This is a genomic window from Cupriavidus alkaliphilus (genome assembly GCF_900094595.1).
GTDB classification, from domain to species: domain Bacteria; phylum Pseudomonadota; class Gammaproteobacteria; order Burkholderiales; family Burkholderiaceae; genus Cupriavidus; species Cupriavidus alkaliphilus.
In genome coordinates, this window is the sequence record NZ_FMAD01000016.1 from 57,025 (window position 1) to 72,013 (window position 14,989).

Here is a 14,989-nt window from a genome sequence, read left to right on the forward strand (position 1 = left end):
TGGTCAGAGGTCGGCACCACACGGGCAGCAGGGCGGAAAAGGCCGTTCGCGTAGAAGCGAGCGGCTTTTTTTGTTTATTTCTACCGACGAGAGGGAGGAAACGCGGGTATGCTGTTTCAGAGGGGCCACCAAGTGCAGGTAGCGGCATCTGCCTGTCTTGATGAATCGATTGGCACGTATCTTGTAATCGATTCGGGCGGCCCAATTTACGCCTTAAATGACTGACTTGGGGAAAATGATGTCCGGAACACAACTCCTCCCGGCCGAGCCGATTCGCCTGCCACTGTTGCCGCTGCGCGACGTGGTGGTGTTTCCGCACATGGTGATCCCGCTGTTCGTGGGACGCCCAAAGTCCATCAAGGCGCTTGAGACTGCGATGGAGGCGGGCAAGAGCATCATGCTCGTGGCCCAGAAGACGGCGGCCAAGGACGAGCCGACCGCCGACGACCTGTACGAGGTCGGCTGCATCGCCAATATCCTGCAAATGCTGAAGCTGCCCGACGGTACCGTGAAGGTGCTGGTCGAGGGCACCCAGCGCGCAAATATCCGCGAGGTGAGCGAGGACGATTCGCACTTCATGTGCGAAGCCGTGCCCGTGCCGCCCGCACCTGGCGAAAGCGCCGAGACCGAGGCCCTGCGCCGCGCCATCGTGTCGCAGTTCGACCAGTACGTGAAGCTCAACAAGAAGATCCCGCCGGAGATCCTGACCTCGCTGTCGGGCATCGACGAGGCCGGGCGCCTGGCGGACACCATCGCCGCGCACCTGCCGATCAAGCTCGAGCAGAAGCAGAAGATCCTGGAGATGGTCAATGTGACCGAGCGCCTGGAAAGCCTGCTGTCGCAGCTCGAGGGCGAGATCGACATCCTGCAGGTCGAAAAGCGCATCCGTGGCCGCGTCAAGCGCCAGATGGAGAAGAGCCAGCGCGAGTACTACCTGAACGAGCAGGTCAAGGCCATCCAGAAGGAACTGGGCGAGGGCGAAGAAGGCGCCGACCTGGAAGAACTCGACAAGCGCATCAAGGCTGCGCGCATGCCGAAGGAAGCCAAGAAGAAGGCCGACGCCGAATTCAAGAAGCTCAAGCTGATGTCGCCGATGTCGGCCGAGGCCACCGTCGTGCGCAACTACATCGACACGCTGGTGAACCTGCCGTGGCGCAAGAAGAGCAAGGTCAACAACGACCTCGCCAACGCCGAGCGCGTGCTGGATGAAGACCACTACGGCCTCGAGAAGGTCAAGGAACGCATTCTCGAGTACCTCGCGGTGCAACAGCGCGTGGACAAGGTGAAGGCACCCATCCTCTGCCTGGTCGGGCCTCCCGGCGTGGGCAAGACCTCGCTCGGCCAGTCGGTGGCGCGCGCGACGAACCGCAAGTTCGTGCGCATGGCACTGGGCGGCGTGCGCGACGAAGCCGAGATCCGCGGCCACCGCCGTACCTACATCGGTTCGATGCCGGGCAAGATCCTGCAGAGCCTGTCCAAGGTCGGCGTGCGCAATCCGCTCTTCCTGCTCGATGAAATCGACAAGATGGGCATGGACTTCCGCGGCGATCCGTCGTCGGCGCTGCTCGAGGTGCTGGACCCGGAACAGAACCACACGTTCCAGGACCACTACATCGAGGTCGACTTCGACCTGTCCGACGTAATGTTCGTGGCGACCTCGAACTCGCTCAACATCCCGCCGCCGCTGCTCGACCGCATGGAAGTGATCCGCCTGTCGGGTTACACCGAGGACGAGAAGGTCAACATCGCCCAGCGCTACCTGCTGCCCAAGCAGATCAAGAACAATGGTCTGAAGGCAGGCGAGATCGAGGTCACCGAAAGCGCGATCCGCGACATCATCCGCTACTACACGCGGGAAGCGGGCGTGCGTTCGCTGGAACGCGAGGTGTCCAAGATCGCCCGCAAGGTGGTCAAGCTGCTGCTGCTGAAGAAGGAGTCGGGCACGATCAAGGTCGATTCCGAGAACCTGGACAAATTCCTGGGCGTGCGCAAGTACGACTTCGGCCTGGCCGGCAAGGAAAACCAGGTAGGCCAGGTGACCGGGCTGGCGTGGACCGAGGTGGGCGGCGACCTGCTGACCATCGAAGCCGCGATCATGCCGGGCAAGGGCAACATCACCCGTACCGGTTCGCTGGGCGACGTGATGAAGGAGTCGGTCGAGGCTGCGCGCTCGGTGGTGCGTTCGCGGGCACGCCGCCTGGGCATCACGGATGAGATGTTCGAGAAGCGCGACATCCACATCCACGTGCCCGAAGGCGCCACGCCCAAGGACGGCCCGTCGGCCGGCGGTGCCATGACCACGGCGCTGGTGTCGGTGCTGACCGGCATCCCGGTGCGGGCGGATGTCGCCATGACCGGCGAGATCACGCTGCGTGGCGAGGTGCTGCCCATCGGCGGCCTCAAGGAGAAGCTGCTGGCAGCCCACCGCGGCGGCATCAAGCTGGTGCTGATCCCCGAGGAAAACGTCAAGGACCTGGCCGAGATCCCGGACAACGTCAAGAACGCCATCGAGATCGTGCCGGTGCGCTGGATCGACAAGGTGCTGGAACTGGCGCTCGAGCGCAAGCCCGAGGCCCTGCCGGAGGAGGACGCCAAGCCCGCCGAGGTGGCCGACAAGGCCACGGCCAAGGTCGAGCGCCTGCATCACTGACGCCGGCTCAGCCGCATGACCAAAACGCCGCAGGGCAGCGATGCCCGGCGGCGTTTTTTTGTCCGCGCGGGCCTTGGCAAACCGAAATCACATGTATTAAACTTGCGCCCTCGCAACGCAAACCACGGCATCTGCCGCGAGGTGCGGAGCGTTCAGCAAGTGGCAGGCAGACAGCCTGCGACGGTCGAGCGGGTGCTTAGCTCAGTTGGTAGAGCGGCGCCCTTACAAGGCGTAGGTCGGGGGTTCGAGCCCCTCAGCACCCACCAACGTTCGATCGGTGAAATCAAGGGCTTGGAGCGATCCAGGTCCTTTTTTTATGCCCGTTCTACCCGCTTCGAAGGGGGGCTGGCGGAGGCTCTACCAGCCAAAAAGAGCCTTCTACCGGCTATGCCATATACAGCGGCTTGTCGCGGGCCGGACGGCGCGGGTCCGGAGAACCAAGCCTGACACGGCAGTTTCTCAGCGTAACTGAATCACGCGGCCGCGGGAGCGTTCTCGTGCGCGCGCAGAATGCGGTCGGCATAGGCTCGCCAGCCGGCGTCCTCGCTGAGTCCCGCAAAGATTCCATCGCCGGCCATATCGGCCATCCACTGTTGCTGAGCTGGATCGCTTCCTAGCGTGGCTGGGGATCTGGCTGTCGAGCTACTTCCTGTACGGGCGTCGCAATGCGGAACTGCACAGTGGCGCCATGTAGCAGAGGGGCCTTGCATGGTACGCCTCCTCTTTCCTCAGGGACCGCTTATGAAGCATCTATCGAGCTGCGACGCTGCGGAAACGATCAAAGCCGTGAGCCCGCACAGTTGCGGGATCCGGATGCGGCAAAGGTCCTGAGTCGGGCCGTTGGTCCAGCAGTCCAGCGTAGCGGTCGGTGTTCAGTGCATGGACGCCTTCGCTTCGCTGTCGATCTGCTTGCGCAAGGTAGCGAAGCGCTTCTTCACATTGGCGCCGAATAGCGGATCGGCACTGGCCGGCTCGGTGGCGGCGACCTCCGCCCAGTCGGCGTCGGTCAGGAACCGGGCGGCGCGCGGCATAACCTGCTTCTCCTCAGTGGACAGATGGTTGCGGTAGTACACCAGGTACATGGCGGCGGCCGCTTCAAGTGCCGATCGCGAGATGACGACTTCGCTCTGGACTTCACGCAGGCGGTCGAGCAATTCTGCGCCGACCGTGGCGATCACGCGATGCTCTTGCAGCAGCCGGCTGATGATGATTTGCGTGCCGGGATCCCGTTCCACGAGCAGGGCGTAGGCGACATCCTCGCGGGGGTGATGTACGCAATCCCCATAGTTGCGCATGTATTGGATGATCGTCGTCATCAGGCCGTAGTCGGGCTGCTCGCCCTGATGGAAGGTGCTGACCTGCTTTTCCAGAAGGTCGAGCAGCGAGGCAAAATGAATATGGTCGGTGTGCCAGGCGGCAAGCGGTGTCGGGCTCGGTGTGGGAAGCGTGGTGGCGGGAGAAGTCGAAAGCGAAGTGACGAGTGGGGTGGCCATGGCGCGCTCCTGGAAGCTGGGCAAGCAGACCGTTAAGTCCCCGACATCGGGACTCGCGGGGCCCTCATTGAAACCATAGTTTCCGTACATGAATCGGGTTTGACGAAGATCAACGCGGCGCTAAGGGGTGGCGGAGGCCTTATCCGCCGCACGTTCACTCAACCTGCTCTCACGCTGATCAAAACGGTTTGAGAACGGTGGCCGCCTTGCCCGTGCTTGGCGCGGATGCGCTGGAGACGGACGATATGCGGCGGTTAACGCGCTGGTTCAACTTGTCGGAGACCGCCTTTCTGCTATCGCCCACAAATCCGTGCGCCGACTACCGGGTCAGGATTTTCACGCTTGACAGGGAAATGCCCTTTGCCGGACACCCGACACGCGGGAGTTGCCGTGCCTGGCTTTCGACCGGCGGCGAGCCGAAGCAGCAGGCCGAAATCATCCAGGAATGCGGCGCAGGGCTGGTCACCGTTCGACGTGATCAGGGACGGCTTTCCTTTGGCGCTCCGCCGCTGATCCGTTCCGGCACCCCCACAAACGATGAACTGGCCGAGGCGCTGCGGTTTCTGGGAATCGAACCATGCGACGTGGTTGATGCGGCCTGGATCGACAACGGCCCCGGATGGCCGGGGATCAGGCTGGCCTCGGCGGAGAAAGTGCTTTTTTGAACCCGGAACGAGGCTGGCCACGCAGGATTGATGTCGGCGTTGTCGGCGCCCATGCCGGTGGTGATGCAGCCTTCGAGGTTCGCGCTTTTTTTAGCGATCATCTGGGGAGAATTGCCGAAGACCCAGTGACAGGAAGCCTCAATGCCTCGCTGGCGCAATGGCTGTTTGCCGCAGGCGTGGTCAAGGAAGCCTATGTCGCCGCCCAGGGAACCTGCCTCGGTCGAAAGGGCTCGCATTCATGCGAGCCGCGACGAAGCCGGCCGGATCTGGGTCGGCGGTGAAACGCACCCATGTCGAAGGCCGGCTGCGAGGATTTTCAGCGCCGTAGGCAAGCTGCATACCGCATCGTGGCAGGCCAGCTTGCAGGCACCATTTGCCAGTCCGTCAAGCCGTTCAGGCCGACCACCAAGAACCACCCGAATAAAAAACGGGTATCGGCCTTATCGACCCGGCCAACGTTTGAAACAAGGAGTTATCCGCATGCCCGCGGTCTCACAGGTCCAGCCATCCCCCGCAGCCGCCGTTGGCTCCGCGCCACTGGCCTCAGCCGCAGACACCTTGAAAATGCTGGTGCGTTACAAAGAATGGGCGAACGAGCTGACCTTCAGGAGCGTGATGGATCTGCCGGATGGCGAGGCTCTCCGGCCGCGGCCCACGCGGTTTGGAAACATGGTCCATACATTGAACCACCTGTACGTCGTGGACGACATCTTCAGGCATCATCTGCAAGGCAGCAAACATGGCTATACCTCCCGCAACACCGATCACACACCGCCGGTGGGTGACCTGTGGCAAGCGGTTCAGGAGATGGACCGCTGGTATATCGACCTTGTCGACACCTGGTCAAATGAGGATATGGCCAAGTCCGTTCATTTCGAGTTTGTCGGCGGAGGAGTGGGTGTCATGACACAAGAGGAAATCGTGCTGCATCTCGTCAACCATGCCACCTATCACCGCGGCTTCGTCAGCGACATGATGTATCAAGTTCCCTGTACGCCCCCGTCAAATGATCTGCCTGTATTTCTCAGGGATTACTATCGCAAGGCTCGGTAAGCCTTCCTCGAGCGAAAGTTTCCACTGCAGATCATCCCATCTCTTCGGGCGATTTCTGACATCCAGGTTGACATCGACGAATACGACGCGCAGTTCGCCACCAACACGCGAGGGGTGCTATTGCGTCCAACTTTGCCGTCACGCGCCTCGCGGCCAGCGTTAGTCGTACTGAAACCGTTTCACCGCACCCTCGTCCCACTCGATGCCTGATCCGGGCCTGTCCGGCACCACCAGTTGTCCATCTGCAAGCGCAAAGGGCTCCTTCAGCACGGGATAGGCCCAGTCCTGCCATTCCAGCCAGTGCGCGGTTTCGGTGATGCGCATCAGGTGTGCGCAGACTTCCGGATACAAATGCGTGGAGAGAGGGATTCCCGCCGCCGAAGCGATCGGCGCAGACCGCAGCCACCCCGACACGCCGCCGATCCGCATCATGTCCAGCATCGCGCAGTCACATGCCTCGGCCTGCACTGCCTTCAATAACTCGCGCGGACCATAGAAGTTCTCGCCTAGCTGGATCGGCGTCTTGATCTCGCGGGCCAGCTGCGCGTAGCCGCTGGTGTTGTTGTAGGCGAGGGGCTCCTCGAACCAGAACAGCCGCTCGTTGTCGAGGGCATGGCAGCGGCGCAGACCGTCATCAAACGGCAAGCCCTGGTTGAAATCCACCATTAGCTTGATCTCGTCTCCAGCCGCCTCGCGCACCGCGTGAAGGGCATCGAGATCGTCTTGCAGCTTCTCGCGGCCCAGCCGGAGCTTCAGGGCGCTGAATGCTCCCTCTGCAACGAGCGAAACAGCTTCTTCGGCAAGGCCGTCCACGTGGCTCAACCACAGCCCGTTACTGTTGTACGCCCGCACCTTGCCCACTGTTCCGCCAAGCAATGCAGCGAGAGGCAGGCCTGCAGCCTTGGCGAGCGCATCCCACGCGGCCATGTCGAGCCCGGCGATGGCGATCATCATGATGCCTTCGTAGCCCAGCAGATGCGTTGAACCTCTGGCGTCCTGGAAGTCATCCAGCGGTGCGATCCGGTTACCGGTCCGTGATGCTGCAAGATCCCGGATCGCAGGCACGATGTACCTTGGTGCCTGCTGCAGATATGGCTCAAGATAACTGCGACCGACAATACCTTCCCGAGTGTAAAGGTCAACCAGGATCAGCGGCCACTGGTCGAATGCGCCGACCTTCGAAATGATGGGTCGCTTTAACGGAACGAGAACCGCACGGGCCTCAACGCTTTGGTAAGTGAGCGGTTCGAAATTCATGGCGGTACCTCCCTGACGACCAGTGCAACCCGCACGGCACCGGACAAGAACCTCTTATCGGAGTTCCTCGAGTCTGGCCAGCGCGTCGAACAGCACCGCAACGCCTTGTGCGCCGAGCGCATGCTCCACGCGTCGCTGCACCTGTTGCCACAGCGGAGCCGCCTGCTCCAACAGCCGGCACGCCTGCGGCGACAGCGATACGGTGTGCTCCCGCAGGTCCTCACCCTCTGACAAGCGGACCAAGCCCTTGCGCTGAAGCACGCCGACGTTGCGCCCGAGCGTGGAGCGGTCTAGCGCCATTTCCCCCGCCAGCTGGGTCAGGCTGGGCGTTCCTAGTCGCGCGATGGTCCGCAGTAGCGAAAACTGCGTGACCTTCAGGCCAAGGGGCAGCAGCGCGTCATCGTAAACCTCGGTAAGGGCGCGGGCTGCCCGGCGGATCCTGGTGCAGGCGCAAGGCGTGTGGATCATGTCGATTGCGGGTATATACCCCCAATATAGTTCGTGCCGCGGCGGTTGCAATTGGGAGGCGGCGACTCGGTCGGCACGAAACAGCAACTGCATCCGCCGCCCGGTCGCGTCATCGACAAACACCAGCAGCGTCCACGCCGGCGCCCGGTCCTGGAACGCGATTCGCTGAGTCGCCCGACGTGCTCCAAGCCGCGCGCCAATAGCGACCGGTCCACGACCAGACCACAAGCGATGCGAGCGCCGGCGCATTCGGCATAAGCCAGGCCTTCGCCACTCACGCGACGCCTGCGCTGCCTAGGCGTTTCCCGGCCGGATTTCCAATGACGATCTTTCATACCTGCTATGAACCTCGTCATTTGATCGATATCAACGCCAAACGTATCGTTTCTTCCCAGACCTCAAACATGAAATCCGCGTCGGAACAGGAGGAGCAATGCGCATGGAGATCGAAGCGACAATCCGGGATGCGTGGTACCCGGTAGCGGTCGTGGAAGACCTGAAGGAGGGGGTTCGTTACCACACCCGGCTGCTGGGACAGGACATCGAATATGGCCGCGACGATGAAGGCAGTTTTTTCGCGCGCCGTGAAGGGGGCGACGCATGCCGCGTGCAAACCTGCTATCACACGCATTGGGTGTCGCTCGGCGAGCCGGCCGAAGCGTTCTTTGCCGTGCCTGAGTTCAGCGAGCCTGACCGCCGCATCCTCGGGGCCGGCTCCATGCGCGTCCATGTCTCGGGTCTGCGCGCGATTGAGAATTTCCTGGACATGGCGCACTTTCCCTACGTCCATACCGGCTACCTGGGCGAAGAGCCACACACCGATGTGGCGCCGTACTCCGTCGAGTTCGACCGCGACACCGAAGAGATCTATGCACGCGAATGCCGGTTCTATCAGCCAAGGGCGGCATCGGCTTCGACCGCCGGCATCGATACCGACTACATCTATCGCGTTGCCAGCCCGTTTGTTGCCATCCTCTACAAGACCTCGCCGCCACAGCCGACCCGGCGCGACGTGATCTGCCTGTTCGTGCAGCCCGTCGAAGAAGACTGGTGCATCGCGCACACCGTGCTGGCTTACCTGGATGACACCTCGAGCGACCAGGACCTTCGACAGTTCCAGCAGACGATCTTCGGTCAGGACCTGATGATCTTGTCCAACCATATGCCGCGCACCCTGCCGCTCGGCACCCGGCTCGAAGTCCCGACGCGCGCCGACGCGATGTCAGCCGCCTATCGGCGCTGGCTGCTGCAGAAGGGCATCTCGTACGGCACCTATCAAGCTCACTGACCACGCCACGCATATGGAAAACGCAATGAACACGCGCGAGCACCGCTGGTACCCGGTGGCGCGCGCCGACGACCTGCCCATGCGCCATGTCTTCCAGGGACAGCTGCATGGCATCGAACTGGCGTTGTGGCGCGCCGACGACGGCACGGTGAACGCCTGGGAGAACCGGTGTCCGCACCGCAGCGTGCGCTTCTCACTGGGCGCCAATACCGGAGAAAAGCTGCGCTGCCAGTATCACGGCTGGCAATACCGCAGCGGGGACGGCCGCTGCACGCATATTCCCGCGGCCAGCGGCGCCACGCCGCCGGCCAGCCTGTGCGCCAGGACCTTCGCCGCGGCCGAGGCCGGGGGCTACGTCTGGGTCAACCTGGCAGCCGATGCAGCGGCCCCGTTCGCCGCGGCCGGGAAAGCGCTGCCGCTGGCGCTGCGCAGCCTGGTCTTCCATGCGGACATCGATGCGGTTGCCGACGCGCTGGCACGCTACGCCAGGTACGATGACAGTGCCGTGCCTGGCTCTGCCACGCTGGTCCGCCGTGACAACGAAGTTGCCCAGATCGACCTGTCATGGCGCGCCGGGGCGCACGAACGGCAAGTCCGGTTCTGGCTGCAGCCCGCCGATACCGGCAAGACCATCGTGCACAGCACGGCCAGCGGGTGCGGCATGGCACCGGAAGCCGCCTTGCGCTGGCACAACCGGATGCTGACGGCGCTGCGCCGCGATGTCGAACACAACGCGGCGCGAGCCGGCGGCACGGGCGCCGCCGCATCCATTGCACAGCCACGCATCATTGCCGTCGTGCCAAGGCCGGCCGCAGTGCCCTCCAACACGCACGCGGTCACCGTTGCGGCGCGCTGGATGACCGCGCAGGACATCGTGGCCTTCAGGCTGGCACCGTCGGCCGGGTTCCCGCTCGCCTTCGAGCCCGGCGCGCATATCGACGTGCATACGCCCGCGGGGCCGGTGCGGCAGTACTCCCTGGTCAACGCGCCTGGCGAGCGCGACAGCCTGGTGATCGGGGTCAAGCTCGAGCCCCAGTCACGGGGCGGGTCGCGTTCGATGCATGAGGCGCTGCAGGTCGGCGACCGGCTGGCCGTGTCCGCACCGAAGAACAACTTCCGGCTGGCCCCGGCCGCGGGCGGCCTGCTCATTGCCGGGGGGATAGGCATCACGCCGATCCTGGCAATGGCCGCGTCCCTGCAGGCCGCGCGACTGCCCTATGCGCTGCACTATTTCACGCGGGGCGAGGCGCATGTCGCCTTCGGCGAGCGCCTGGCCGGGCTCGACCACCTGCAGCGCCATATGGACCTGACCGCGCAAGCCACGCGCGAAGCGGTTGAGCGGGCGCTGCAGACCACCTCGGACGATTGCCACATCTACGTCTGCGGCCCGCGCCCGCTGATCGATCTGGTGCGGGAAAGGGTGGCTATGCGGGGTATCGCCGAGGCACGCGTCCATGCCGAACTGTTCGCCAACGACGTCTCGCACCATGCCGACCAGCCATTCCGCGTCCGCCTCGGCAAGCGTGGCACGGAGTTCCTCGTGCCGGCCGGCGTCACCCTGGCCGAGGCACTGAAGGCGCAAGGCATTGCGCTGGATACCTCATGCGAGCAGGGCGTCTGCGGCACCTGCCTGACCGATGTGGTCGACGGCGAACCGGAACACCGCGACGTTTACCTCAGCGCCGCCGAAAAGCAGAGCAACCGCTGCCTGCTGCCTTGCGTTTCGCGCAGCCGCTCCGGACTTCTGGTCCTCGATTTGTAGGGAGTTGCCGATGATTACCCTTTACGACTATGAGCTGTCCGGCAACTGCTACAAGTTGCGCCTCTTCATGAATATCCTGGGCCTGGAATACCGGAAGCAGAACGTCGAGTTTTTTCCCGGCCAGGAGCACAAGGGCGATGCCTTCCTGGCATTGAACCCCCTCGGCCAGTTGCCGGTGCTCGACGACGACGGTTTCGTCCTGCGCGACGCGCAGGCGATCCTAGGCTATCTCGCGTCGCGCTACGACGCGACGCGCAGCTGGTATCCCACCGACGATCCGAAGCGGCTGGCCGAGGTCAATATGTGGCTTGCGTTTGCGGATGCGATCACCGGCACGGCATCGGCGGCGCGGCTGCACGACTTGCTGCGCTATGCGCTCGATGCAGACAAGGCGCGCGCTGGCGCGCATGCGCTGTTCCGCGTGCTGGACGAGCAGCTCTGGTTTTCCGAGCGCGAGCACGCCGGCTGGATCTGCAGCGGCGATCGCCCGACCGTGGCCGACATCGCCTGCTTTCCGTATGTTGCGCTGTCCGACGAGGGCGGGATCCCGCTGATCGACTATCCCGCGCTGCGCCGGTGGACCGACCGGGTCAGGCGCGTGCCCGGCTTCATCGTGATGTCGGGCATCTTCGCCGCGTCCGCCCCGGCGCCATAGAGACAAAAAAAACCATATTCCGGAGGAGACACCATGAAAATCAAGCGCTATATCCCCGCCGACTCGCGTGCCGCGGTCGATGAAGTCCTCCCGGCCGGCCGCCTGACCGTGCTCGGCATGCAGCATGTGATGGTCATGTATGCCGGCGCGGTCGCGGTGCCGCTGATCATCGGCATGGCCTTGAAACTGCCAAAGGAGCAGGTCGCCTACCTGATCAGCGTGGACCTGTTCGTTTCCGGGCTGATCACGCTGGTCCAGGCCGTCGGCACCCGCTGGTTCGGCGTCCGGCTGCCGATCATGATGGGGGTGTCGTTTACCGGCGTGGGACCGATGATCGCCATCGGTGCCAACCCCGAACTGGGCCTGCTCGGCATATACGGCTCGATGATCTGCTCGGGCCTGCTCGGCATTGCCATCGCGCCGCTGATGGCGAAAGGGCTGCGCTTCTTCCCGCCGGTGGTGATCGGCACGGAGATCCTCGTGGTCGGCCTATGCCTGATGGTGGTCAGTGCGGAATGGGCCGCCGGCGGAACGGGCCATCCGGAGTTCGGCAGCCCGAAACTGATTGGCATGTCCTTCCTGGTGCTCGCCTTCATCCTGGCCCTGACCAAGTACTTCAACGGCTTCATCCGCAACATCGCGGTCCTGCTGGGCATCGTGTTCGGCATGGGCGTGGCTACCGTCAACGGCTCGATCGATTTTTCGCCGGTCGGCGAAGCTGCGTGGTTCGGGCTGGTGCTGCCGTTCCATTTCGGCATGCCGAAGTTCGACTTCTGGGCCATCGTTGCCATGTCCATCGTCATGCTGGTGACGTTCATCGAGGCGACCGGCATGTTTGTCGCGGTCGGCGAGATCGTCGGCAAGCCTGTCGACGAAGCCGCGATGGTCAAAGGTTTCCGGGCAGACGGACTGGGCACGCTGCTCGGCGCGGTCTTCAATATCTTTCCCTACACCTCATACGCCGAGAACGTCGGGCTGGTCAGCATCACCGGCGTGCGCAGCCGCTGGGTCTGCGCCATGGGCGGGGTGATCCTGATGGCGCTGGGCCTGTTCCCGAAGATGTCGGCGCTGGTCGCGCTGGTGCCCGCATACGTGCTGGGTGGCGCGGGGCTGATCATGTTCGGCATGATCACCGCCTGCGGCGTGCGGATGCTGGCTGCCGTCGACTATGACAACAACCCGTTCAATGCCTACATCATCGCCATCAGCGTGAGCATCGGCATGCTGCCGGTGGTGAAGCCTGAATTCTTCGCCAAATTCCCCGCGCAACTGGCACCGCTTCTGCATAGCAGCATCCTGCTGGCCGCGCTCGCCGCGGTCTTGCTGAACCTCTTCTTCAACGTACTGGGCGGATCCCGGCAGGAGCAGCTGGCTGCTTCCTTGCCGGAAGGCTCGCGCTGATAGCGGATCCGCCGTCCCATTACCCACTTGCGTGCAAGGACTGCAATGAAAACCAAAGCTGCTGTTGCGTGGCAGGCAGGCGCTCCCCTGACCATCGAAACCGTCGACCTCGCCGGGCCACGCGAGGGCGAAGTGCTGGTCGAACTGAAAGCCACCGGCATCTGCCACACCGACTACTACACGCTCTCCGGTGCCGATCCGGAGGGCATCTTCCCCGCCATCCTCGGACATGAGGGCGCCGGCGTTGTCGTCGACGCCGGGCCAGGCGTCAAGAGCCTGAAACGCGGCGACCATGTGATTCCGCTATACACGCCGGAATGCCGCGGATGCAAGTTCTGCCTGTCGAAGAAGACCAACCTGTGCCAGGCGATCCGCGCGACCCAGGGGCGCGGGCTGATGCCGGACGAAACCAGCCGCTTCAGTGCCGGCGGCCGTCCCATCTATCACTACATGGGCACGTCGACGTTCTCGAACTACACCGTGGTTCCCGAGATCGCGCTGGCGAAAATCCGCGAAGACGCCCCATTCGACACAGTCTGCTATATCGGCTGCGGGGTCACCACCGGCCTGGGTGCCGTGATATTCACCGCCAGGGTCGAGGCCGGGGCAAATGTCGTGGTGTTCGGCCTGGGCGGCATCGGGCTCAACGTCATCCAGGGCGCGCGGCTGGTCGGCGCCGGCAAGATCATCGGCGTCGACATCAATCCGGCGCGGGAAGCCATTGCGCGGCAGTATGGGATGACCGATTTCATCAATCCGAAAGCGGTCGACAATGTCGTCGACCACATCATCCAGCTCACCGACGGCGGCGCCGATTACGCGTTCGAATGCATCGGCAATACGCAGGTCATGCGTCAGGCGCTCGAATGCTGCCACAAGGGGTGGGGGCTGTGCATCCTGATCGGCGTCGCGGCGGCGGGCGAGGAGATCCGCACCCGGCCGTTCCAGCTGGTCACTGGCCGGGTGTGGAAAGGGTCGGCGTTCGGCGGCGCGCGGGGCCGCACCGATGTCCCGAAGATTGTCGACTGGTACATGGAAAACAAGATCCGCATTGACGACATGATCACGCATCGGCTTACCCTGGACGAGATCAACCGGGGCTTCGACCTGATGAAGCGGGGCGAATCCATCCGCTCCGTCGTCCTCTATTAGCCCCGCGCTGGACATGCCGCGGGCAGCGCCAGCCGGGGCGCTGCCCGACCAGCGGCTACAATTTGGTCTCCACCCACATTGAAGCGCATCCGCGCCGCCATGCAGCCATGGCCGGCGGCGGAGATGCCGGAGAACGTTTGCATAACGTCGATCTGAAGTCCCTGCAAGTCTTCGCGTCGCTGGTCAAGGAGTGCAACGTCACCAAGGCGGCGGTGGAGCTGAACATGACCCAGTCGGCCGTCAGTCATACGCTGGCGAGGCTGCGGGACCTGTTTCATGACCCGTTGTTCGTGTCGATGGGCCGCGGCCTGGTGCCGACCGCGCGTGCGCTCGAACTGGCCGAGCCCTTGCAGCGCGCGCTCGACGCGCTCGAGACGCTGGTGCGGCCGGCAGAGGGCTTCGATGCCGCAAGCTTCACCGGCACATTCCGCATCGCAACCAGCGACTACATCGGCTTTATCCTGCTGCCCCTGCTGATCCAGCGCCTGACCGCGGCCGCGCCGGGGATCGACCTGGACATCCGGCCGCTCAAGCCGCAGGACGATCTCGCCGCACTGAAGGACGGCACGATCGACCTGGTGCTGTGGAACGAGGAAAGCGCGCCACCGAACTTCTACGTGCGCGAGCTGTTCTCGGACCGGCTGAAGGCCATGGTGCGCATCGGACATCCGGAGATTAAAGGCAGCCTGTCGCTCGAACAGTTCTGCCAGGGCAAGCACCTGCGCGCCAGCAGCACCTACGGCGCGGTGAAGGAGGCCGTCAACGGACTCTATGGAACGCTTGGGATCCGCGCACCGGCCTCCCTGACCATGCCGCATTTCCTGCTGGCGCCGCTGCTGGTGTCGCAGTCTGACCTGATCGGCCTGATCGCGGAACTGACTGCCCGGCGTCTCGGCAGCGCCGTTCCCTTGCAAGTGCTCGAACCGCCCGTCGAAGTCGGCGGCTTCACCGTTTCGCTGGTATGGCATGGCCGCCGGCATGCCGATCCGGCACACCGCTGGCTGCGCGGCGAGATTGCAGCGGTTGCCGAAGACATCCGGCGGGGCCAGGCCCTCGCGACAGCGTCGAGGACGGACTGACCGGCTTCACGCTTGCCGGGTTGCTCCGCGGATTTCATCGAGCCCCCTCGTTATTTGAAGCAATTG

11 protein-coding genes, 1 tRNA gene and 1 pseudogene are annotated in these 14,989 nt (G+C 63.7%); 10 read left to right on the plus strand and 3 right to left on the minus strand.

Annotated features, from left to right (window positions below; genetic code table 11):
• Positions 1–238: 238 nt before the first annotated feature.
• A complete protein-coding gene (gene lon, locus GA0116996_RS25520) occupies positions 239–2,650 on the plus strand; it encodes an endopeptidase La (RefSeq protein WP_012352669.1) in 2,412 nt (803 codons plus the stop codon).
• A gap of 190 nt (positions 2,651–2,840) precedes the next feature.
• Positions 2,841–2,916 (plus strand) — tRNA-Val (locus GA0116996_RS25525).
• A gap of 606 nt (positions 2,917–3,522) precedes the next feature.
• On the opposite strand, the gene GA0116996_RS25530 is transcribed toward GA0116996_RS25525, so the two are convergent.
• Complete coding sequence (locus GA0116996_RS25530; protein ID WP_092317268.1) at positions 3,523–4,143, minus strand: hemerythrin domain-containing protein; 621 nt, start codon at positions 4,141–4,143, stop codon at positions 3,523–3,525.
• 188 nt (positions 4,144–4,331) lie between these two features.
• On the opposite strand from GA0116996_RS25530, the pseudogene GA0116996_RS25535 reads away from it, so the two are divergent.
• Together GA0116996_RS25535 and GA0116996_RS25540 are read left to right on the plus strand one after the other, a co-directional pair.
• Positions 4,332–5,136, plus strand: a pseudogene (locus tag GA0116996_RS25535) (PhzF family phenazine biosynthesis protein).
• Between the two features lie 152 nt (positions 5,137–5,288).
• Complete coding sequence (locus tag GA0116996_RS25540; RefSeq protein ID WP_092317271.1) at positions 5,289–5,861, plus strand: DinB family protein; 573 nt, start codon at positions 5,289–5,291, stop codon at positions 5,859–5,861.
• A gap of 159 nt (positions 5,862–6,020) precedes the next feature.
• On the opposite strand, the gene GA0116996_RS25545 is transcribed toward GA0116996_RS25540, so the two are convergent.
• Positions 6,021–7,118, minus strand: a complete 1,098-nt coding sequence (locus tag GA0116996_RS25545) for an enolase C-terminal domain-like protein (protein ID WP_092317274.1) — start codon at positions 7,116–7,118, stop codon at positions 6,021–6,023.
• Positions 7,119–7,172: 54 nt separating this feature from the next.
• The gene (locus GA0116996_RS25550) at positions 7,173–7,709 is read right to left on the minus strand and encodes a MarR family winged helix-turn-helix transcriptional regulator (RefSeq protein ID WP_208601272.1); all 537 of its coding nucleotides are present in this window, start codon (positions 7,707–7,709) and stop codon (positions 7,173–7,175) included.
• 316 nt (positions 7,710–8,025) lie between these two features.
• Between GA0116996_RS25550 and GA0116996_RS25555 the strand changes: the two genes are divergently transcribed.
• From GA0116996_RS25555 to GA0116996_RS25580, 6 genes are all read left to right on the plus strand, one after another.
• Positions 8,026–8,874: an aromatic ring-hydroxylating oxygenase subunit alpha gene (locus GA0116996_RS25555; protein WP_092317431.1), complete on the plus strand. Its 849-nt coding sequence runs from the start codon at positions 8,026–8,028 to the stop codon at positions 8,872–8,874.
• A gap of 25 nt (positions 8,875–8,899) precedes the next feature.
• A complete protein-coding gene (locus tag GA0116996_RS25560) occupies positions 8,900–10,636 on the plus strand; it encodes a Rieske 2Fe-2S domain-containing protein (protein WP_167355551.1) in 1,737 nt (578 codons plus the stop codon).
• Between the two features lie 10 nt (positions 10,637–10,646).
• Positions 10,647–11,291, plus strand: coding sequence for a glutathione S-transferase family protein (locus GA0116996_RS25565; protein ID WP_092317280.1), 645 nt, complete (start codon positions 10,647–10,649; stop codon positions 11,289–11,291).
• A gap of 33 nt (positions 11,292–11,324) precedes the next feature.
• Positions 11,325–12,692, plus strand: coding sequence for a nucleobase:cation symporter-2 family protein (locus GA0116996_RS25570; RefSeq protein ID WP_092317283.1), 1,368 nt, complete (start codon positions 11,325–11,327; stop codon positions 12,690–12,692).
• A gap of 45 nt (positions 12,693–12,737) precedes the next feature.
• Positions 12,738–13,844, plus strand: coding sequence for an S-(hydroxymethyl)glutathione dehydrogenase/class III alcohol dehydrogenase (locus tag GA0116996_RS25575; protein ID WP_092317286.1), 1,107 nt, complete (start codon positions 12,738–12,740; stop codon positions 13,842–13,844).
• A 62-nt stretch (positions 13,845–13,906) separates the two neighbouring features.
• Positions 13,907–14,923: a LysR family transcriptional regulator gene (locus tag GA0116996_RS25580; RefSeq protein ID WP_141693769.1), complete on the plus strand. Its 1,017-nt coding sequence runs from the start codon at positions 13,907–13,909 to the stop codon at positions 14,921–14,923.
• Positions 14,924–14,989 lie beyond the last annotated feature (66 nt).

Coding starts and splice junctions, on each gene's coding strand:
- GA0116996_RS25560 (WP_167355551.1), top strand. CDS start 8,900: ATGAACACGCGCGAGCACCGCTGGTACCCGGTGGCGCGCGCCGACGAC.
- GA0116996_RS25565 (WP_092317280.1), top strand. CDS start 10,647: ATGATTACCCTTTACGACTATGAGCTGTCCGGCAACTGCTACAAGTTG.
- GA0116996_RS25555 (WP_092317431.1), top strand. CDS start 8,026: ATGGAGATCGAAGCGACAATCCGGGATGCGTGGTACCCGGTAGCGGTC.
- GA0116996_RS25545 (WP_092317274.1), bottom strand. CDS start 7,118: ATGAATTTCGAACCGCTCACTTACCAAAGCGTTGAGGCCCGTGCGGTT.
- GA0116996_RS25575 (WP_092317286.1), top strand. CDS start 12,738: ATGAAAACCAAAGCTGCTGTTGCGTGGCAGGCAGGCGCTCCCCTGACC.
- lon (WP_012352669.1), top strand. CDS start 239: ATGTCCGGAACACAACTCCTCCCGGCCGAGCCGATTCGCCTGCCACTG.
- GA0116996_RS25530 (WP_092317268.1), bottom strand. CDS start 4,143: ATGGCCACCCCACTCGTCACTTCGCTTTCGACTTCTCCCGCCACCACG.
- GA0116996_RS25540 (WP_092317271.1), top strand. CDS start 5,289: ATGCCCGCGGTCTCACAGGTCCAGCCATCCCCCGCAGCCGCCGTTGGC.
- GA0116996_RS25570 (WP_092317283.1), top strand. CDS start 11,325: ATGAAAATCAAGCGCTATATCCCCGCCGACTCGCGTGCCGCGGTCGAT.